The organism is Streptomyces sp. NPDC002701 (assembly GCF_042889045.1).
In the GTDB taxonomy this organism is placed as follows: domain Bacteria; phylum Actinomycetota; class Actinomycetes; order Streptomycetales; family Streptomycetaceae; genus Streptomyces.
The window spans coordinates 499,312-520,150 of sequence record NZ_JBIAQL010000001.1 but is presented as its reverse complement, the minus strand read 5'-3'; the positions used below and the strand labels follow the sequence as shown (position 1 = coordinate 520,150).

At 71.2% G+C, this 20,839-nt stretch carries 15 protein-coding genes; 5 read left to right on the top strand and 10 right to left on the bottom strand.

The genetic code is table 11. The annotated features are described in order from the left end of the window. Positions 1–42: 42 nt before the first annotated feature. The 5 genes from ACFYXC_RS02175 to hrcA all read right to left on the bottom strand — a co-directional run bounded on the left by ACFYXC_RS02175 (position 43) and on the right by hrcA (position 4,874). Positions 43–576: a hypothetical protein gene (locus ACFYXC_RS02175; protein WP_389545834.1), complete on the bottom strand. Its 534-nt coding sequence runs from the start codon at positions 574–576 to the stop codon at positions 43–45. A 215-nt stretch (positions 577–791) separates the two neighbouring features. Next, on the bottom strand, positions 792–1,538 hold the full coding sequence (locus ACFYXC_RS02170) for a 16S rRNA (uracil(1498)-N(3))-methyltransferase (protein ID WP_389545831.1): 747 nt from the start codon (positions 1,536–1,538) through the stop codon (positions 792–794). Then, positions 1,535–2,620, bottom strand: a complete 1,086-nt coding sequence (locus ACFYXC_RS02165; protein WP_389545828.1) for a nitronate monooxygenase — start codon at positions 2,618–2,620, stop codon at positions 1,535–1,537. The genes ACFYXC_RS02170 and ACFYXC_RS02165 overlap by 4 nt, the downstream gene beginning before the upstream one ends. 97 nt (positions 2,621–2,717) lie before the next feature. Continuing rightward, positions 2,718–3,857 (bottom strand): molecular chaperone DnaJ, encoded by a 1,140-nt coding sequence (gene dnaJ, locus ACFYXC_RS02160; RefSeq protein WP_389545825.1) that lies wholly within the window; start codon positions 3,855–3,857, stop codon positions 2,718–2,720. Beyond that, on the bottom strand, positions 3,858–4,874 hold the full coding sequence (gene hrcA / locus ACFYXC_RS02155) for a heat-inducible transcriptional repressor HrcA (RefSeq protein ID WP_388908820.1): 1,017 nt from the start codon (positions 4,872–4,874) through the stop codon (positions 3,858–3,860). A 239-nt stretch (positions 4,875–5,113) separates the two neighbouring features. Between hrcA and ACFYXC_RS02150 the strand changes: the two genes are divergently transcribed. Together ACFYXC_RS02150 and ACFYXC_RS02145 are read left to right on the top strand one after the other, a co-directional pair. Beyond that, complete coding sequence (locus tag ACFYXC_RS02150) at positions 5,114–5,860, top strand: MBL fold metallo-hydrolase (RefSeq protein ID WP_389545821.1); 747 nt, start codon at positions 5,114–5,116, stop codon at positions 5,858–5,860. 68 nt (positions 5,861–5,928) lie between these two features. Further along, on the top strand, positions 5,929–6,732 hold the full coding sequence (locus tag ACFYXC_RS02145; RefSeq protein WP_389545818.1) for a DUF3097 domain-containing protein: 804 nt from the start codon (positions 5,929–5,931) through the stop codon (positions 6,730–6,732). Between the two features lie 199 nt (positions 6,733–6,931). On the opposite strand, the gene hemW is transcribed toward ACFYXC_RS02145, so the two are convergent. Together hemW and ACFYXC_RS02135 are read right to left on the bottom strand one after the other, a co-directional pair. Further along, positions 6,932–8,164, bottom strand: coding sequence for a radical SAM family heme chaperone HemW (hemW, locus tag ACFYXC_RS02140; RefSeq protein WP_389545815.1), 1,233 nt, complete (start codon positions 8,162–8,164; stop codon positions 6,932–6,934). Between the two features lie 93 nt (positions 8,165–8,257). Beyond that, entirely contained in the window at positions 8,258–10,378 is a 2,121-nt protein-coding gene (locus tag ACFYXC_RS02135) for a SpoIIE family protein phosphatase (RefSeq protein WP_389545812.1), read from the bottom strand. A 103-nt stretch (positions 10,379–10,481) separates the two neighbouring features. Here ACFYXC_RS02135 and ACFYXC_RS02130 point away from each other — a divergent pair, with 103 nt between their 5' ends. Both ACFYXC_RS02130 and ACFYXC_RS02125 read left to right on the top strand, forming a co-directional pair. Continuing rightward, complete coding sequence (locus ACFYXC_RS02130; RefSeq protein WP_389545809.1) at positions 10,482–14,150, top strand: HAMP domain-containing protein; 3,669 nt, start codon at positions 10,482–10,484, stop codon at positions 14,148–14,150. Positions 14,151–14,168: 18 nt separating this feature from the next. Further along, complete coding sequence (locus tag ACFYXC_RS02125; protein WP_389545806.1) at positions 14,169–14,753, top strand: two-component system response regulator; 585 nt, start codon at positions 14,169–14,171, stop codon at positions 14,751–14,753. Between the two features lie 19 nt (positions 14,754–14,772). Here the strand turns inward: ACFYXC_RS02125 and ACFYXC_RS02120 are convergent, their stop codons facing one another. Then, on the bottom strand, positions 14,773–16,659 hold the full coding sequence (locus ACFYXC_RS02120) for an AMP-dependent synthetase/ligase (RefSeq protein ID WP_388908834.1): 1,887 nt from the start codon (positions 16,657–16,659) through the stop codon (positions 14,773–14,775). Positions 16,660–16,910: 251 nt separating this feature from the next. Then, positions 16,911–18,785, bottom strand: coding sequence for a translation elongation factor 4 (lepA, locus tag ACFYXC_RS02115; protein WP_388908836.1), 1,875 nt, complete (start codon positions 18,783–18,785; stop codon positions 16,911–16,913). Positions 18,786–19,035: 250 nt separating this feature from the next. Between lepA and rpsT the strand changes: the two genes are divergently transcribed. Continuing rightward, the gene (gene rpsT, locus ACFYXC_RS02110; protein WP_217458317.1) at positions 19,036–19,302 is read left to right on the top strand and encodes a 30S ribosomal protein S20; all 267 of its coding nucleotides are present in this window, start codon (positions 19,036–19,038) and stop codon (positions 19,300–19,302) included. A 492-nt stretch (positions 19,303–19,794) separates the two neighbouring features. On the opposite strand, the gene holA is transcribed toward rpsT, so the two are convergent. Further along, a complete protein-coding gene (holA, locus tag ACFYXC_RS02105; protein WP_389545800.1) occupies positions 19,795–20,781 on the bottom strand; it encodes a DNA polymerase III subunit delta in 987 nt (328 codons plus the stop codon). Positions 20,782–20,839: the final 58 nt, after the last annotated feature.

Genomic DNA, 20,839 nt, shown 5'->3' with positions numbered 1-20,839 from the left:
GCTTTCGATCACTTCGCCCGGTCGGCCGCCGCGCCGCCCGGGTCACTTCCCCTCGTAGCAGGAGCACCCGGGATGCGGGTACCGGGTCACGGTCTCGGTGACGGTGACGGTCGCTCCCGGATCGGCGGGCGGCGGGGTCGTCCTGTTGCCGACCGGTGGCGTGCCGGCCCGGCAGTTGCCCAGGACGTTCACGCGGAACCGCTCCTTGCCGCCCACCCTGGCGGTGAGGTCTCCGCGTACGCAGGTGCCGTTGACCTCCTGCGTGACCTTGCCCTTGATGCTGATCTCCTGCTCGTCGCCGGTCTCCCCCATGCAGTCGACGTCCGCCACGCCGCGCACGCTGGGCGAGGCTCCCGCGCTCTGCCCGTTGTTGCCGTACGAGGCGGTGCAGGTGAGCCACTGCACGTCGACGCCCCGTCTCTCCAGCTCGCGGGTACCTGTCTGGTCGGTGGTGATCGCCACGGCCGCGGTGCTGATGCCGTCGCCCGGCTCACACGCGACCAGCGCGAACGCGGCCGCGACGGCCGTGACCGCCATGACCGGCCCGCGGTGCCGTATACGCCTCAGTGCCCCCATGCACGGCAGCGTGCCACTCCCCACCGCCCCACGGAAGACCGCATGCAGCCACGCTTCACACACGGGAGAGCCCCGCCAGGGGCGCGAGGAACCGCGCACCCAACCCCCACCGAACCCGCAGCCGAACTCCCAAGCCAGTCCGGCGTCTGAGGACGAGGACGAGGACGCGCAACCGCGGGGGCCCGGGGGCGCAGCCCCCGGACAGGGGTCGGGACCTAAGCCCAACGACCCGTACGACCAAGCAGCAGCGCCCCCGCCGCCGTCCCCGCAGTAGACGTACGCAGCACACTCCGCCCCAGCCGGCACACCTTCGCCCCGGCCCCCGTGAACATCTCCAGCTCCGCGGGCGACACCCCGCCCTCGGGCCCGACGACGAGCACGATCTCCCCCGCCGCGGGAAGCGCGACCGTCGCGAGCGGCAGGGCCGGGTACTCCCGGTCCTCGTGCAGCACCGCGGCGAACTCCGCGTTGGCGAGAAACGCAGCAACCTGCTTCGTCGTCATCGCGTCCGCGACCCGCGCGAACCGCACCCGCCGCGACTGCTTGCCCGCCTCACGCGCGGTGGCCCGCCACTTCCCGAGCGCTTTCAGCCCGCGCTCGCCCTTCCACTGCGTGACACAACGGGCCGCCGCCCAGGGGACGATGACGTCGACGCCGGTCTCCGACATGGTCTCGACGGCGAGTTCACCGCGGTCGCCCTTGGGCAGGGCCTGCACGACGGTGATCCGGGGCGCGGGCACGGGCTCCTCGTGCACCTCGTGGAGGTCCGTCACGACGAGCCGGTCCTTGCCCTCGGCCGCCTTGACGACACCGTCGGCCCAGCGGCCGAGCCCGTCGGTGAGGACCACGGCCTCGCCGGCCCGCAGCCGCTTCACGGACACGGCGTGCCGTCCCTCGGGCCCGCCGAGCACGAACTCACCGGCGCCCGGCACCTCGTCCACCACGAACACCGGCGCGGTCACCGCCCGACGCCCCCGCCCGGCCCGTCCGACAACGCTGTCCTGGCGACGGCGAGTTCGGCCGCCAGCACCTCGACCAGCTGGCCCGCCGGCAGCTCGCGGGCGAGCCGGTGGCCCTGCCCCGCCCACAGGGCCATCCCCTGCGCGTCCCCGGCCTTGGCGGCCGCCTTGCGCAGTGCGGAGGTGAGGTGGTGGACCTCGGGGTAGGCGGCGGGCGCGTACGGCCCGTGCTCGCGCATGAAGCGGTTCATCAGCCCCCGCGCGGGCCGGCCGGAGAACGCCCGCGTCAACTGCGTACGGACGAAGAGGGGGTTGGTCAGCGCCTGCTTGTGCACGGCGCTGGCGCCGGACTCCGGGGTGGCGAGGAAGGCCGTGCCCAGCTGGGCGGCGCTCGCGCCGGCGGCCAGGGCGGCGGCGATCTGGCTGCCGCGCATGATGCCGCCGGCCGCGACGATCGGGATCTGCACGGTCTCGCGGACCTGTGCGACGAGCGACAGCAGCCCTATGCCGGAGCCGTCGGTCTCGGGGTTGTCGCGGTGGGTGCCCTGGTGGCCGCCGGCCTCGACGCCCTGCACGATGACCGCGTCGGCGCCCGCCCACTGCACGGCCTGCGCCTCCTCGGCGGTGGTGGCCGTGACCAGGGTCAGGGTGCCGGCCCGGCTGAGAGATTCCAGGACGTCACGGCTGGGGCAGCCGAAGTGGAAGGAGACGACCGGCACCGGGTTGTCGAGGAGGACGGCGAGCTTGGTCTCGTAACCGTCGTCGCGTCCGCTGTCGGGATCGCCCAGCTCCGTCTCGTACCAGGACGCCTCACCGGCGAGCTGGTGGGCGTACACCTCGACGGCGGCCCGGTCGGCGTACTCCGGCTGCGGCATGAACAGGTTCACGCCGAACGGCCGGTTCGTGGCGGCGCGCAGCTGCTTGATGTCCTCGTACATGCCGTCGGCCGTCTTGTACCCGGCGGCGAGGAAGCCGAGCCCTCCGGCGTCGGACACGGCCGCGGCGAGCTGCGGCACGGAGACGCCGCCCGCCATCGGGGCCTGCACGATCGGAAGGGGGAAAAGATCGGTCAGCGCGGAGGACATGACGGCATGTTGTCACGTCCTCCGTACAAGTCCGAATCCGGCCTTCCGCCGGGCACGCGCCACCGGGACATGCCGCGGCGGGCCCGGCGGACACCGCTCAGGTACGGCCGTTGAACGCGTCCTTCAACCGGGAGAACAATCCCTGCTGGCCGGGCTGGAACTGCCCGGTGGGCCGCTCCTCGCCGCGCAGCTGGGCCAGCTCCCGCAGCACCCGCTCCTGCTCGGGGTCGAGCTTCGTCGGCGTCATGACCTCGACGTGGACGATGAGGTCGCCGCGCCCGCCGCCGCGCAGATGCGTGACTCCGCGCCCGTGCAGCGGGATCGACTGCCCGGACTGCGTGCCGGGACGGATGTCGACCTCTTCGAGCCCGTCGAGCGTCTCCAGCGGGACCTTGGTGCCGAGCGCCGCCGCGGTCATCGGGATGGTGACCGTGCAGTGCAGGTCGTCGCCGCGCCGCTGGAACATGTTGTGCGGCAGCTCGTGGATCTCGACGTACAGGTCACCGGCGGGGCCGCCGCCGGGGCCGACCTCGCCCTCGCCCGCGAGCTGGATCCGCGTGCCGTTGTCGACACCCGCGGGGATCTTCACGGTCAGGGTCCGGCGCGAGCGCACCCGTCCGTCGCCCGCGCACTCGGGGCACGGCGTCGGGACGACCGTTCCGAAGCCCTGGCACTGCGGGCACGGCCGGGACGTCATGACCTGGCCCAGGAAGGACCGCGTGACCTGCGACACCTCGCCGCGGCCGCGGCACATGTCACAGGTCTGCGCGGAGGTGCCCGGCGCCGCGCCCTCGCCGCTGCAGGTGGTGCAGACGACGGCCGTGTCGACCTGTATGTCCTTCGTGGTGCCGAAGGCCGCCTCGTCGAGCTCGATCTCCAGGCGGATCATCGCGTCCTGGCCGCGCCGCGTGCGGGACCGCGGGCCCCGCTGCGACGCCGTACCGAAGAACGCGTCCATGATGTCCGAGAAGTTCCCGAACCCGCCCGCGCCGAAGCCGCCCGCGCCACCGCCGCCCGCCTGGGACAGCGGGTCGCCGCCGAGGTCGTAGACCTGCTTCTTCTGCGGGTCCGACAACACCTCGTACGCGGCGTTGATCTCCTTGAAGCGCTCCTGCGTCTTCGGATCGGGATTGACGTCCGGGTGCAGCTCGCGGGCGAGCCGCCGGAATGCCTTCTTGATCTCGTCCTGGGACGCGTCGCGGCGCACGCCGAGTACGGCGTAGTAGTCCGTGGCCACTTACGACTCCGCCAGGATCTGTCCTACGTACCGTGCCACCGCTCGTACCGCTCCCATCGTTCCGGGGTAATCCATGCGCGTCGGTCCGACGACGCCGAGTTTGGCGACTGCTTCGCCGCCCGAACCGTAGCCGACCGAGACGACGGACGTGGAGTTGAGTCCTTCATGGGCGTTCTCGTGACCGATCCGTACGGCCATGCCCGAATCGTTTACCTCACCCAGCAGTTTGAGGAGCACGACCTGCTCCTCCAACGCCTCAAGGACCGGACGGATGGTGAGGGGAAAGTCATGTCCGAAGCGCGTCAGATTGGCGGTGCCACCGATCATCAGCCGCTCCTCGGTCTCCTCGACGAGGGTCTCCAGCAGGGTGGAGAGCACCGTCGCGACCGTCCCCCGGTCCTCCGCCTCGAAGGCGTCGGGGAGATCCTGCACCAGTTGCGGGACGTCCGCGAAACGGCGCCCCGTGATCCGGCTGTTGAGCCGCGCGCGCAGATCCGCGAGGGACGCCTCCCCGAAGGGGGCCGGGCAGTCCACCATGCGCTGCTCGACCCGGCCGGTGTCCGTGATCAGGACGAGCATGACGCGGGCCGGGGCCAGCGACAGCAGCTCCACATGACGCACGGTCGAGCGGGTGAGCGAGGGGTACTGGACGACCGCCACCTGCCGGGTGAGCTGGGCGAGGAGCCGCACGGTCCGCCCGACGACGTCGTCGAGGTCGACGGCACCGTCCAGGAAGTGGTGGATCGCCCGCTTCTCCGGCGCGGTCATCGGCTTGACGCCCGCGAGCTTGTCGACGAAGAGGCGGTAGCCCTTGTCCGTGGGAATCCGCCCGGCACTGGTGTGCGGCTGGGCGATGTACCCCTCGTCCTCCAGGACCGCCATGTCGTTGCGGACGGTCGCCGGGGACACACCCAGCCGGTGGCGCTCGGTCAGCGCCTTCGAGCCGACCGGCTCCTCCGTGCCCACGTAGTCCTGGACGATGGCGCGCAGCACTTCGAGCCTGCGTTCACTGAGCATCGCGCACACCTCCGTCTGTGGTCCTCGCCGCGGTCATCGGTCGTCTTCGGTGCCTGTCGTCTGGCACTCAGCGCGCGCGAGTGCCAGCATCCCCGGCCAAGTGTACGGCCGGTTGGTACGGGCCGGGCAAGGGCGGGCCTGCGATGTCACGACGACGGGCACACCGGGTGCGGCGACGTGTACAAGGCTGTCCCGCTCTGTCGGGAACATGCAGGCGTCTCTGCCGCTAGCGTCGGCGCATGAAGGTGACTTGGGAAGGGGCCGAGCGCGGCGAGTCCGGCTGGGAGGAGCTGTCGCCGTTCGTCGGGCGGTGCCGGCTTCCGGTCTGGGACTGCACCGCCGGGCTGGTGGTCGGCGAGGACGCGGCGCTCATGGTCGACGCGGGATCGAGCCTGCGGGAGGGCGCGTGGCTGCGCGCGCGGGCGCGGCGGCTGCTCGGGGGCGGGCGGGTCACGCACCTCGCGCTGACGCATCCGCACTTCGACCACGTCTTCGGGGCGGCGGCCTTCGCCGGGGTCGAGGTGTTCGCGGCGGTGGGCGCCGAGCGGGTTCTCGGCCACGAGCGGGAGGAACTGCGCGCCGACGCCGTACGCAACGGCGCCGACCCCGACGAGGCGGCCGAGGCGGCGGATCTCCTGGTCCGGCCGCGCCACCTCGTCTCCGGCGAGTGGACGCTCGACCTGGGCGGGGGCCGGCAGGTCCTGCTGGCGAACGTCGGTCCCGGACACACCCGCCACGACCTGGCGGTCCTGGTGGCCGGAACCGGTACCCCGGAGATCGTCTTCTGCGGGGACCTGGTCGAGGAGTCCGGCGAGCCCCAGGCGGGTCCCGACGCCGTGCCCTCCCACTGGCCGGCCGCCCTGGACCGGCTGCTGGCTCTCGGGGGCGAGGACGCGGTGTACGTGCCCGGTCACGGTGCGGTGGTGGACGCGGCGTTCGTACGGGCCCAACGGGACGCGCTGGCGCGGCGTTTCGACGTGCCGTGAGCGCTGTTCCGGCGTGTCGCGGGGGGTGTCGGCGCGCCCGGCCGCGCCCTTCTCCTATCGTCATCCGAATGCGCCAGTACTCAGCGGATCTGACCCCTCCGTGGAAGAAGCCCAAGCCCGTGCCCGAGGTCGCGGCGGAGCCGGGGCTCGTCGTCGAGGAGCCCGGGACCGGGTTCTGCGGTGCCGTGCTCCGCTGCGAGGCGGGGACGGTGACGCTGGAGGACCGCTTCGGCAAGCACCGGGTGTTCCCGCTGGAGCCGCGCGGGTTCCTGCTGGAGGGGCGCGTGGTGACGCTCGTACGCCCGTCCGCCGGGCCGGTACGCCCCACGCGTACGGCTTCCGGGTCGGTCGCCGTGCCCGGAGCGCGGGCCCGGGTGGCCCGCGCGGGACGCATCTACGTCGAGGGCCGCCACGACGCGGAACTGGTCGAGCGGGTCTGGGGCGACGACCTGCGCGTCGAGGGCGTCGTCGTCGAGTACCTGGAGGGCATCGACGACCTGCCCGCGATCGTCGACGCGTTCGGCCCCGGTCCGGACGCGCGGCTGGGGGTCCTCGTGGACCACCTGGTCCCCGGCACGAAGGAGTCGCGTATCGCGGAGGCCGTCACGGACGAGTACGCGCTCGTCGTGGGCCACCCCTACATCGACGTCTGGGAGGCCGTGAAGCCCGCGTCCGTGGGTATCCCGGGATGGCCCCGCGTGCCGCGGGGGCAGGACTGGAAGACGGGGGTGTGCCGGGCGCTGGGGTGGCCGGAGAACACGGGCGCCGCGTGGGAGCGGATCCTCGGCTCGGTCCACTCGTACCGCGACCTGGAGCCGGAGCTCCTGGGCCGCGTGGAGGAACTGATCGACTTCGTCACGGCTCCCGAGTGACCTTCGCCCCCGCCGCCCCTACCCGTCCCGACCTCGGGGGCACCGCCCCCGAACCCCCGGTCCTCAAACGCCGGACGGGCTGAAAAATCAGCCCGTCCGGCGTTTGAGGACGAGCGCGCAGCGCGACAGGGGGGTCTGGGGGCACAGCCCCCAGAAGGGACGGGAATGGGTAGGGGCGGCGGGGGCGAGGAGAACCCCGTCAGTCCACCAGGTCCCGCACCACCGCGTCCGCCAGCAACCGCCCCCGCAGCGTGAGCACCGCGCTCCCCGCCGCGTACGGCTCAGCCTGCAGAAGCCCGTCCGCCAGCGCCCGCTCAGCCGCCTCAAGCCCCTCCGGCCGCAGCAACGACAACGGACACCCCTCCGCCAGCCGCAGCTCCAGCAGGATCCGCTCGACCCGCCGGTCCTCCTCCGAGAGCAGTTCACGCCCGGCGCCAGGCGACCGCCCCGCCGCCAGCGCCCCCGCGTACGCCCCCGGGTGCTTGACGTTCCACCACCGCACCCCGCCCACATGGCTGTGGGCGCCGGGCCCGGCGCCCCACCAGTCGGCCCCGCGCCAGTACAGCTCGTTGTGGAGGCACCGGCCGGCCTCGGAGGTGGCCCAGTTGGACACCTCGTACCACGAGAAGCCCGCCTGCGACAGGCGGTCCTCGGCCATCAGGTACCGGTCCGCGTGGACGTCGTCGTCGGTCATCGGCACCTCGCCGCGCCGGATGCGCCGCGCGAGCTGCGTCCCCTCCTCGACGATCAGCGCGTACGCCGACACGTGGTCGGGCCCGGCACCGATCGCCGCGTCGAGCGAGGCGAGCCAGTCGTCGTCGCTCTCCCCGGGCGTGCCGTAGATGAGGTCGAGGTTCACATGGTCGAAGCCGGCCGCGCGGGCCTCGGCGACACACGCCTCGGGCCGTCCGGGGGTGTGGGTGCGGTCGAGCACCCGGAGCACGTGCCGGCGCGCGCTCTGCATGCCGAAGGAGATGCGGTTGAAGCCGCCGGCCCGGAGGGTGGCCAGGTACGCCGGGTCCACGGACTCCGGGTTCGCCTCCGTCGTGATCTCCGCGTCGTCCGCGAGCCCGAACTCCGCCCGGATCGCCTCCAGCATCCGTACGAGGTCGTCGGCGGCCAGCAGCGTGGGCGTACCGCCGCCGACGAAGACCGTGCGGACGGGCCGCGGGTCGTCGCCGAGGACCTTGCGGGCGAGGCGGACCTCGTCGGTCAGGGTCTCGGCGTAGTTGTCACGGGAGGCCAGCACGCCCCCCGAGCCGCGCAGCTCGGTCGCCGTGTACGTGTTGAAGTCGCAGTAGCCGCAGCGCGTCGCGCAGTACGGGACGTGCAGGTAGAACCCGAGCGGGCGGTCGGCCGCGCCGGCCAGGGCGTGCGCGGGCAGCGCCCCGTCGTCGGGGACGGGCTCGCCGTCGGGAAGTGCGGAAGGCATGTCTCCCATTGTCCCGTACGCACGGATGTGCCTCCTCCGGTCGGCGCCCGCCCGCCGCGCGCCCGCCCTGCGCCGCCCCGGCCCGCCCCGCGGCTACTCCGCCTGCAGCACCAGCAGCGCCAGGTCGTCCTCCGGCGGTCTGGCGCCGAACTCGTGCACCAGCCGCCGGATCCGTTCGGCGATCAGGTCCGCGCTCAGTCCGGCGCATCCGGCGAGCGCGGCCGCGAGTCCGTTGTCGTCGTCGAACTGCCGGTGGCCGTTGCGCCGCTCCGTCGCGCCGTCCGTGACGCAGAGGATGCTGTCGCCGGAGCGCAGGGTGAAGGTCCCGCAGTCGAAGCCGGCGTCCTCGAAGACGCCGAGGAGCGACTGCGGCCGGGCCACCTCACCGACCGTCCCGTCGGCCTCCAGGAGCAGCGGCAGCGGGTGCCCGGCGGAGGCCATGGTGCAGCGCACCCCGCCCTCGACCGGCACGAGCTCGCCGTAGAGGAGGGAGAGGAAGCGCGTCTGGGGCCCGTCGTCGCCGAGTCCCGCGCCGCCGTCCGCCACCAGGGCGCGGGCCGCCGCGTCCGCGGTCTCGGTGGCGTCGTCGAGGAGCAGTTGGTTGAGCCGGTCGAGGACGTCGGGCACCGCGTATCCCTCGCGGGCCAGCAGCCGCAGCCAGGGCCGGGCCAGGCCGATGACGACGGCCGCCTCGGGCCCCTTGCCCTGGACGTCCCCGAGGGCGAAGCACCAGCGCCCGTCGCCTGCGGGGAAGAGGTCGTAGAAGTCCCCGCTGGGTCCGCCCTTGTCGCACGGCTCGTAGACGAGCGCGCTGCGCACCCCGGGGATCTCGGCGACCGCGCCGGGCAGCAGCCCGCGCTGCAGTACGCGGCTGATGGTGGCCTGGCGCGCGTACTGGCGGGCCGCTCCGATGGCGAGCGCGACGCGGCGGCTGAGGTCCTCGACGAGCCCGGTGATCTCGTCGGGGAAGTGGTTCTGCCCGGCCCGCCCGATGACGAGGGTGCCGAGCGGTCTGCCACCCGCGATCAGCCGGTACGCGAGGGCCGCCCCGTCCTCCGCCGCGCCCAGCGCCTCGGCGGGCCAGGGCACCGGTACGGGCCGGGAGCGCGCCGACTCGGGCAGCCGAGGCGGGTCCTTCTCCAGGTACCGGCGCATCTCCTCCATGCGGTTCTCGCTGCCGTGCCAGACGCGGGCGAGCCGCGGTCCGCCGACGACGCCCCCGTCGGAGCGGCCCGGTGCCTCGTCCTCCAGCCACACCGCACACCAGTCGGCGAGCCGCGGCACGAGCAGCTGCCCGGTGAGCGCGGCGACCAGGTCCTCGTCGAGCTGCCCCGCGAGGAGGTCGGACGCCTCCGCGAGGAAGGAGAGGGCGCCGCGGTGGAGCCAGTCCTGGTCCTGGACGCTGTGCCGGGGCGCGGGGGCGGGGATCTCGGCGGCCTGCCCCCACGGCGGGGCGCGCTCGCCCCGGTAGGCGCCGGTGCGGCCCGTCGCTTCCGTGACCGCCGTGACTTCCGTGGCTCCTGTCGCCTCTGTGGTTCCTGTCGCTCCGGTGGTTCCTGTCGCCTCCGCGTTCCCGCTCTTCTCCGGGTCCCGCGTCCGCGCCACGGACGCGGCGCCCTCGACGGGCAGCCGCGCCCACACGGTCTTGGTGCCGGTGCGGTAGGTGATGCCCCAGGCGTCGGAGAGCGCCGACACCAGCCGCAGACCGCGGCCGTACTCGACGGCGTCGTGCGGGCGCTCGGCACCGTCGTCGCGTACGACGCGCTCGGGGTGGTGATCGGAGACCTCTATGACGAACGAGCTCACCACGCCGGGCGCGCCCGCGGCCCCGGGCTCCTCGGCGGGGGAGGCCGTCCCGGCGGGTTCCGGACCCGTCCGCGCGGTGTCCCTGGCCCCTGGGGCCGCCACCGAGCAGTCCTCCGTGCAGCGGTCGAGGCGGCACAGCAGCTCCACGTCCGTGCCGGCGTGCACCACGGCGTTCGTCACGAGTTCACTGACGACCACCAGCGCGTCACCGACGAGCCGGTCCGAGATCAACTCCCCTTCGGGCAACGGGATTTCGGCCCACCCGGCGAGCGTCGAACGGACGAATCCACGGGCCTCGCCCGGCGCGGAGGGGTGACCGGGCAACGTCGTACGCGCCACCGTGTGCGGGCGTACCGTGATTCCAGGAGCACGGGACTCGGACTCTCGTTGCGTCGGAATGGCCCCCACTGTGCGACTCCCTGAGCAGTTCGGACGAATACGCCTCAGGCGATCCCGCCACAGTGACAGACTGACCACGCCCATAAGCACCGAGTTACCGAAGTGGGCCACCATGAACGAGAACAGTGCTATGCATGTGCTCGGCGACGGGCAGGTCCGGGCCTCCGATCTACGGCCGCTCCTCGCCGCCATGACGTCCGCCAGGGACGGCGACTTCAGCAAGGTCCCCGAGACGGGGTACGGCATCGCGGCCGAGCTCGGGACGGTGTTCAACCAGATCGTCGACCGGAGTCTGCACTTCAACGCCGAGGCCCAGCGGGTGCGCCGGGAGATCGTGCGCCACGGCCGGCTGGACGAGCGGCTCACCGCGAGCCCCGGCCAGGGCCACTGGACGACCCGTATCGACGACGTGAACCAACTGCTCGACGCCCTCGTGGCGCCGGCCGCCAACGCGGCCCGCGTCCTGGACGCCGTGGCGGGCGGCGATCTGACCCAGCGGGTCGACCTGCACGACGGGAACCGTCAACTCCGCGGCGATCTGCGCCGTCTGGGTCAGGCCGTCAACAAGATGGTCGACCAGCTGTCCCTGTTCACCGGTGAGGTGACACGGGTGGCGCGGGAGGTCGGAACGGAGGGGCGGCTCGGCGGGCGCGCCAAGGTGACCGGTCTGTCGGGCAGCTGGCGTGACGTGACCGAGGCCGTCAACACGATGGCGTCCCGGCTGACCGCCCAGGTCCGTGACATCGCCCTGGTGACCACGGCGGTGGCGCGCGGCGACCTGACCCGCACGGTGACGGTGGAGGCGACCGGCGAGCTGCTCGAACTGAAACTGACCGTCAACACGATGGTCGACCAGCTCTCCGCCTTCGCCGACGAGGTCACCCGTGTCGCCCGCGAGGTCGGCACGATGGGCCAGTTGGGCGGTCAGGCCCAGGTGCGGGGCGTGTCCGGGGTCTGGAAGGACCTCACCGACAACGTCAACTTCATGGCCCTGAACCTCACCTCGCAGGTGCGCAACATCGCCCAGGTGACCACGGCCGTCGCCAACGGCAACCTCTCCAAGAAGATCACCGTCGACGCGCGCGGCGAGATCCTGGAGCTGAAGGACACCGTCAACACGATGGTGGAGCAGTTGCGCGCCTTCGCCGACGAGGTGACGAGGGTGGCCCGCGAGGTCGGCACCGACGGGAGGCTCGGCGGGCGTGCCCAGGTCCTCGGCGTCTCCGGTGTGTGGCGGGACCTCACCGACAACGTCAACTACATGGCGGACAACCTGACCTCGCAGGTCCGCAACATCGCGCAGGTAGCCACCGCGGTGGCCCAGGGCGACCTGTCGAAGAAGATCGACGTCGACGCGCGCGGTGAGATCCTGGAGCTGAAGACCACCATCAACACCATGGTGGACACGCTGTCGTCGTTCTCCTCCGAGGTCACCCGGGTGGCCCGCGAGGTGGGTTCCGAGGGGCAGCTCGGCGGCCAGGCACGGGTCGAGGGCGTGTACGGCACCTGGAAGCGTCTGACGACCAACGTGAACGAGCTGGCCTCCAACCTCACCACCCAGGTCCGCGCGATCGCCGAGGTGGCGTCCGCGGTGGCCCAGGGCGACATGTCCCGCTCCATCACGGTGGAGACCCAGGGCGAGGTCGACGAGCTCAAGGAGAACATCAACCTGATGGTGGCCAACCTCCGCGAGACGACCCGCGCCAAGGACTGGCTGGAGTCGAACCTCGCGCGGCTCGCCGCCCTCATGCAGGGCCACCGGGACCTGATGGAGGTCGCCGACCTGATCCTGCGCGAGCTGACCCCGCTGGTGAACGCCCAGTACGGCGCCTTCTTCCTGGCCGACCCGGAGGAGGACGAGACGACCCGGCAGACCGCGCTGCCCACCAAGGGACTCGCGTTCATCGCGGGGTACGGGTCGGCGCAGAGCGCGACGGTCGACACGGTCAGCATGCCGGTCCACGGGCTCGTACGGCAGGCCGCGCGCGAGAAGAAGCGGATCCTGGTGGAGGAGGCCCCGCCGGACTACATCAAGATCAACAGCGGCCTCGGCGAAGCGGCCCCGGCGAGCGTCGTCATCATCCCGATCCCGTTCGAGGACAAGCTGCTCGGCGTGATCGAGCTCGCCTCGTTCTCCCGCTTCTCCGATGTCCACCTGGCGTTCTTCGACCAGTTCGTGAACACCATCGGCGTCGCGATCAACACCATCATCGCCAACTCCCGCACGGAGTCCCTGCTCGGCGAGTCCCAGCGCCTCGCCATCCAGCTCCAGGACCGCTCGGACGAACTGCAGTCTCAGCAGGCGGAGCTGCAGCGCTCGAACGCGGCACTGGAGGAGAAGGCGGCGCTGCTCGCGACCTCGTCGCAGTACAAGTCGGAGTTCCTGGCGAACATGTCGCACGAGCTGCGCACCCCGCTCAACTCGCTGCTGATCCTCGCCCGGCTGCTCTCCGACAACCCGGACGGCCATCTCTCCGACCAGGAGGTGCAGTTCGCGACGACGATCCACCGCTCGGGCTCCGACCTCCTGCAGCTCATCAACGACATCCTCGACCTCTCGAAGATCGAGGCCGGCCGGATGGACGTACGCCCGAAGAAGCTGCCGCTGATCAAGCTGCTCGACTACGTGCACGCCACCTTCCGGCCGCTGGCCATCGACCGGGGGCTCGCCTTCGAGGTGGCGGTCGGCGAGGACGTACCGCGCGAGATGTTCTCGGACGAGCAACGGCTGCAGCAGATCCTGCGGAACCTGCTGTCGAACGCCATCAAGTTCACCTCGTCGGGCCGCGTCGAGCTGCGCGTCAACCGCGTCAGGGACCCCGAGCCCCACTTCACCCGGGAGAACAGCGACAACGTGATCGCGTTCGCGGTGTCCGACACCGGCATCGGTATCGCCCCGGAGAAGCTCCCGGTGATCTTCGAGGCGTTCCAGCAGGCCGACGGCACGACCAACCGCAAGTACGGCGGCACCGGCCTCGGCCTCTCCATCAGCAGGGAGATCGCGGGTCTGCTGGGCGGCCGGATCATCGCCGAGAGCAAGCCGGGCAAGGGGTCCACCTTCACGCTGTACGTGCCCGTCGTCGCCCCCGGCCACCCGACCGGGCCCGGCATCGAGGACCGGCCGCTGTCCCTGTCCGTGCCCGAGCCCGAGCAGGTGGACACCGGGCCCTTCAGCGTCCACGACCAGGATGACAGCTGGCCCACGCCCACCAAGCTGGAGGAGTGGCGGACGGGCCGCGCGGGTCAGGTCCTGCCCGGCCGGCGGGTGCTGATCGTGGACGACGACATCCGCAACGTCTTCGCGCTCACCCACGTCCTGGGCCGGGTCGGGATGCCCGTCCTGTACGCGGAGAACGGGCGCGAGGGCATCGAGACCCTGGAGCGCAACTCCGACGTCGCACTCGTCCTCATGGACATCATGATGCCGGAGATGGATGGTTACGAGACCATCTCCGTCATCCGCCGCACCCCGCGCTGGAGCGGACTTCCCATCGTCGCCCTCACCGCCAAGGCGATGCCGGGAGATCGTGAGAAGTCCATCGCGCGCGGTGCGAACGACTACGTACCCAAACCGGTGGACGTCGATCAGCTGCTGACCGTCGTCTGTGCCCTCCTGGACCCCGAGGGAACGGACGCCGGAGCACAGGACGCGGCAGAGCAGGACGTGGAGCGACAGGACGCGCGGGAGCAGGACGCGCAGGAACAGGAAGGCTCCGCCGCGGCCGTCAGCACGGGAACCGGCACTGCGGAGGAGCCCGCCTTCCCACCGCCGAACCGATGAGGCAGGCAATCGATCACCATGAGCACTGAGGCATCGACCGACGAGCGCGCCAGCATCCTCCTCGTGGACGACATGGAGGACAACCTGGTCGCGTTGGAGGCCGTCCTGGGGTCCCTCAACGAACCGCTCGTACGCGCCCGCTCGGGTGAGGAGGCGATGAAGGCGCTGCTGCGGCAGCGCTTCGCGGTCGTCCTGCTCGACATCCGGATGCCGGGCATGGACGGGTTCGAGACCGCCGCGAACATCAAGCGGCTCGACCAGACCAAGGACGTACCGATCATCTTCCTGACCGGCACGGACTCCGACGCGGGCTACGCGTTCCGCGGGTACGCGACCGGAGCCGCCGACTATCTCACCAAGCCGTTCGACCCCTGGGTGCTGCGGGCCAAGGTGACCGTCTTCCTCGATCTGCACCGCAAGAACCGGCAGCTGGAACGGATGCTCGCCCGCGAGCAGCTGCAGTTCGACGAACTCGCCGACCGGCTGCGCGCGATCGAGACCCGCCTGTCCGCCGGCGGCCTCACCGACGTGGCCGGCCTGCGCCGGCACGTACGCCACATGGAGGACCTGCTCCGCGAGATGCGCCGGGGGCGGGGTCTGTGACCCCGCCGGGCCCTGAGGGTCACGCCTCGCGCGTGCCCGCGTACATCTCGTCGATCAGGTGTGCGTACTGGCGCTCCACGACCGGGCGCTTGAGCTTGAGGCTCGGGGTCAGTTCGCCGTGCTCGATGTCGAGGTCGCGCGGCAGGAGCTGGAACTTCTTGATGGTCTGCCAGCGCTGGAGACCCTCGTTGAGCGTCCTGACATAGCCGTCGATCAGCTTGACCGTCGCGGGGTCGGCGACGACCTCGGCGTACGGCTTGCCCGCCAGGCCGTTGTCCGCGGCCCAGCCGAGGATGGACGGCTCGTCCAGGGCGATGAGCGCGGTGCAGTAGTTCCGGTCGGCGCCGTGCACGAGGATGTTGGAGACGTACGGGCAGACGGCCTTGAACTGGCCCTCGACCTCGGCGGGCGCGATGTACTTGCCGCCCGACGTCTTGATGAGGTCCTTCTTGCGGTCCGTGATCCGCAGATAGCCGTCCGCGGACAGCTCGCCGATGTCGCCGGTGTGGAACCAGCCGTCGGACTCCAGGACCTCGGCGGTCTTCTCGGGCAGCCCGTGGTAGCCCTCCATGATGCCGGGGCCGCGCAGCAGGATCTCGCCGTCGTCCGCGATCCGCACCTCCGTGCCGGGCAGCGGCTTGCCGACCGTGCCGGTGCGGTACGCCTCGCCGGGGTTCACGAAGGAGGCCGCGGACGACTCCGTGAGTCCGTAACCCTCCAGGATGTGGATGCCGGCGCCCGCGAAGAAGTAGCCGATGTCCGGCGCGAGGGCGGCGCTGCCGGAGACGCAGGCGCGGAGGTTGCCGCCGAAGGCGTCCCGGATCTTGGCGAAGACGAGCGTGTCCGCGACCTTGTGCTTGGCGGAGAGCGGGAAGGGCGCGGAGGCGACCCCGGTACGGCGGAAGTTGTCCTGCGTGACCTTCGCGTACTCGCGGCCCACCCCGGCCGCCCACTGGAAGATCTTGTATTTGGCGCCACCGCCCGCGCGGGCCTTGGCCGCGACCCCGTTGTAGACCTTCTCGAAGATGCGCGGCACGGCGGCCATGTACGTCGGCTGCACGACCGGCAGGTTCTCGATGATCTTGTCCACGCGGCCGTCGACGGCGGTGACGTGCCCGACCTCGATCTGGCCGGAGGTGAGCACCTTGCCGAAGACGTGCGCGAGCGGCAGCCACAGGTACTGGACGTCGTCCCGGCCGACCAGACCGGTCGAGGCGATGGCCTTCGCCATGTACGACCAGTTGTCGTGCGGCAGCCGGACGCCCTTGGGGCGGCCGGTGGTGCCGGAGGTGTAGATGAGGGTCGCGAGCTGGTCCTTGGTGATCGCCCCGACCTTGTCCTTGATCAGGTCGGGCTTCTTCTCCAGGTACGCGGCCCCGCGCTGCTCCAGCTCCGCGAGGCCGATCACCCAGTCGCCCTCCTCGTCGGAGAACTCGACACCGGTGGAGTCGATGACCACCACATGGGTCAGCTCGGGGAGCTCGGCACGCTTCTCACGGGCCTTGGCGAGCTGCTCCGCGTCCTCCGCGATCAGCACCCTGCTCCCGGAGTCCGAGAGGATGAACGCCGACTCGTCGGACTTGGTCGACGGGTAGACGGTGGTGGTCGCGGCGCCGGCGCACATGATGGCGAGGTCCGAGAGGATCCACTCGACGCGGGTGGAGGAGGCGAGCGCGACCCGCTGCTCGGGCCGCACACCCAGTTCGATCAGACCGGCCGCGATCGCGTAGACCCGGTCGGCCGCCTGCGCCCAGCTCAGCGACTTCCACTCGTCGGGCCCCACGCCCGAGGCGGCGGGTACCGGGTAGCGGTACGCCTCCGCGTCCGGCGTCGCCGCAACGCGCTCAAGGAAGAGGGCCGCCACGGACGGCGGACGGTTCTCGATCAGGGTCTGTGTGTCGCTCACGACATCCTCCGGGGCCCGCGACAGCTCGTGTGACCGGCTCTCGTTGCGGTTGGCTGCGGTCGTTGTTTAACTCGCGAGTAACGTCGAGTGGTGATCAGAGTAAAGCCCGTCCGCCCGGTGCGTAAGAGGCGGCGGCCTGTCACTTCGCACAGAGCGTGGGCGGAACGGGGCAGTCCGTGGACACCGCGGGCCCGCCGCGCGACAGCACGACGGGCCCACGGATTCGGGCCTGACCCGATGGTTGCTGAGGGCTACTTCTTGCCCTTGCCGGCGCCGCCGCTGTCGTCACTGGACAGCACGGCGATGAACGCCTCTTGCGGAACCTCCACAGAGCCCACCATCTTCATCCGCTTCTTGCCCTCCTTCTGCTTCTCCAGCAGCTTCCGCTTACGGGAGATGTCACCGCCGTAGCACTTGGCGAGGACGTCCTTGCGGATGGCGCGGATGGTCTCGCGGGCGATCACCCGGGAGCCGATGGCCGCCTGCACGGGGATCTCGAACGCCTGGCGCGGGATCAGCTCGCGCAGCTTGGCGACGAGCCGCACCCCGTACGCGTACGCCGCGTCCTTGTGCGTGACCGCGGAGAACGCGTCGACGCGGTCGCCGTGCAGGAGGATGTCGACCTTCACCAGCGAGGCGTCCTGCTCGCCGGTGGGCTCGTAGTCCAGGGAGGCGTACCCGCGGGTCTTGGACTTCAGGTTGTCGAAGAAGTCGAAGACGATCTCCGCGAGGGGCAGCGTGTAGCGGATCTCGACACGGTCCTCGGAGAGGTAGTCCATGCCGAGGAGGGTGCCGCGACGGGTCTGGCAGAGCTCCATGATCGAGCCGATGAACTCGCTGGGAGCGAGGATCGTGGCCCGGACGACCGGCTCGAAGACCTTGTCGATCTTGCCCTCGGGGAACTCGCTCGGGTTGGTGACCGTGTGCTCCTTCCCGTCCTCCATGATCACGCGGTAGACCACGTTGGGCGCGGTGGCGATGAGCTCCAGGTTGAACTCGCGCTCCAGGCGCTCACGGATGACGTCGAGGTGCAGCAGCCCGAGGAAGCCGACGCGGAAACCGAAACCGAGGGCCGCGGAGGTCTCCGGCTCGTAGACCAGCGCCGCGTCGTTCAGCTGCAGCTTGTCCAGCGCCTCGCGCAGGTCGGGGTAGTCCGAGCCGTCCAGCGGATAGAGACCGGAGAAGACCATCGGCTTCGGGTCCTTGTACCCGCCGAGGGCCTCGGTGGCGCCCTTGTCCTTGCTGGTGATCGTGTCGCCGACCTTGGACTGACGGACGTCCTTCACGCCGGTGATGATGTAACCCACCTCGCCGACGCCGATGCCGTCGGCCGGGGTCATCTCGGGGGACGAGACGCCGATCTCCAGGAGCTCGTGCGTGGCGCCGGTCGACATCATCTTGATGCGCTCGCGCTTGTTGAGCTGCCCGTCGATGACACGGACGTACGTCACCACACCGCGGTACGAGTCGTAGACCGAGTCGAAGATCATCGCCCGGGCGGGCGCGTCCGCGACACCGACCGGCGCCGGGACGTCACGGACCACCCGGTCCAGGAGCGCGTCCACGCCGATGCCGGTCTTCGCCGAGACCTTCAGCACGTCCTCCGGCTGGCAGCCGATGAGATTGGCCAGCTCCTCGGAGAACTTCTCGGGCTGCGCGGCCGGCAGGTCGATCTTGTTCAGCACCGGGACGATGGTGAGGTCGTTCTCCATCGCCAGGTAGAGGTTGGCCAGGGTCTGCGCCTCGATGCCCTGGGCGGCGTCGACGAGGAGGACCGTGCCCTCACAGGCGGCGAGCGACCGTGACACCTCGTACGTGAAGTCGACGTGCCCGGGGGTGTCGATCATGTTGAGGATGTGGGTCTCGCCCTTGCTGTCCCCGGCGGTCGGGGCCCAGGGCAGTCGCACCGCCTGGGACTTGATCGTGATGCCCCGCTCGCGCTCGATGTCCATGCGGTCGAGGTACTGAGCGCGCATCTGCCGCTGGTCGACCACCCCGGTCAGCTGGAGCATCCGGTCGGCCAGCGTGGACTTGCCGTGGTCGATGTGCGCGATGATGCAGAAGTTGCGGAGCAGCGCCGGGTCGGTACGGCTCGGCTCGGGCACGTTGTTAGGGATCGCGGGCACGCAGGGTCCTGTCTCTTGAGGCGCCTGTCGCCTCGGGTCGGATCGATACGTAGGCTCCATGGTCCCACGGGCGGCGGCGTGCGACCGGTTTGGGCCGTCCGCGGGGCGACTGCTACCGTGGACAGCTGTGTCTCGTGCCCTCTCTGCAGGAGACACGCGGAATTACACGGCATCACGCGGAATCACCAAGAAAAATCACCGGCACACGGGACCTGTCGTCCTGTGCGCCTGAACCTGAGAAGGCTCATTCGTGGCGAACATCAAGTCCCAGATCAAGCGGATCAAGACCAACGAGAAGGCCCGGCTGCGCAACAAGGCCGTCAAGTCCTCCCTGAAGACCGCGATCCGCAAGGCCCGCGAGGCCGCTGCCGCGGGTGACGTCGAGAAGGCCACGGTTGCCGCGCGCGAGGCGTCGCGGAAGCTGGACAAGGCCGTCTCCAAGGGCGTCATCCACAAGAACCAGGCCGCCAACAAGAAGTCGGCGCTTGCTTCGAAGGTCGCCACCCTCAAGGGCTGAACCTCTGCCGAGCGCGGGGCCCGTGGCCCAGCACTCACCTTGATCGAAAACTGATCGGACACCGATCGAATCGCCGGAAGGACCCGAGCGGGCCCTCTCTCTCCGCTCCCGACCGGCACACCGACTCGTACGCGGCCTGCGTTCGCCACGCGGGTACGGGTCCAGCACCACCCGAGCCCCGACCGCCGTCCCTTCCAGGACGGGTGGCCGGGGTTTCGTGGTTCTCCGCCTGACGGGCGGCGCCCAATCTTCAGCCCGTCCGGCGTTTGAGGACGAGCGCGCAGCGCGACAGGGGGGTCTGGGGGGGGCGCAGCCCCCAGGAACGGGATGGGAACGGGTAGGGGCGGCGGGGGCGAGAACCGGTGTCGGGCAACGGCCCACGGGGCCACCCGGAGCCCAGCCGCCCGGTGGACCGACGGCCCGACCACGTCGGTGGGCCGGCGGACCGGTCAGCTGACCGGGACCGGCGGCGCCGACCGGGCCCAGCAACGACTACCCCCGTCGGGCCCGCGCCGCGAGGGCGATCGCGACGACAGCCTTCTCCAGCGCGTACTCAGGATCGTCGCCACCCCCCTTCACCCCCGCATCCGCCTCCGCCACCGCCCGCAACGCGACAGCGACCCCGTCCGGGGTCCACCCCCGCATCTGCTGCCGAACCCGGTCGATCTTCCACGGCGGCATCCCCAGCTCACGGGCCAGGTCGGCCGGCCGCCCACCCCGCGCCGACGACAGCTTCCCGATGGCCCGCACACCCTGCGCCAGCGCACTCGTGATCATGACGGGGGCGACCCCGGTCGACAGGGACCACCGCAGCGCCTCCAGCGCCTCCGCCGCCCGCCCCTCGACGGCCCGGTCCGCCACCGTGAAGCTGGAGGCTTCGGCCCGTCCGGTGTAGTACCGCCCGACGACGGCCTCGTCGATCGTCCCCTCGACGTCCGCCGCGAGCTGGGTCACCGCGGAGGCCAGCTCCCGCAGGTCGCTCCCGATCGAGTCGACGAGCGCCTGGCACGCCTCCGGCGTCGCCGACCGGCCCAGCGCCCGGAACTCAGCGCGCACAAAGGCCAGCCGGTCCGCCGGCTTCGTCATCTTGGGACAGGCGATCTCCCGCGCCCCCACCTTGCGCGCGGCGTCGAGCAGCCCCTTGCCCTTGGCCGCCCCCGCGTGCAGCAGCACGAGCGTGATCTCCTCGGCCGGAGCAGCCAGGTACGCCTTCACGTCCTTGATCGTGTCCGCCGACAGATCCTGCGCGCCCCGCACCACGACGACCTTGCGCTCGGCGAAGAGCGACGGACTCGTCAGCTCGGCGAGCGTGCCCGGCTGCAGCTGGTCCGACGTGAGGTCGCGTACGTCGGTGTCCGCGTCGGCGGCGCGCGCCGCGGCCACCACCTCCTGCACGGCACGGTCGAGCAGGAGGTCCTCCTGTCCCACGGCGATCGTGACGGGAGCGAGCGGATTGTCGTGTGCAGAGTTCCTGGCCATCGCGCCAAGCATCCCACGCACCACCGACAACGGGCCCGCGGCTACACCCCTGCGGACT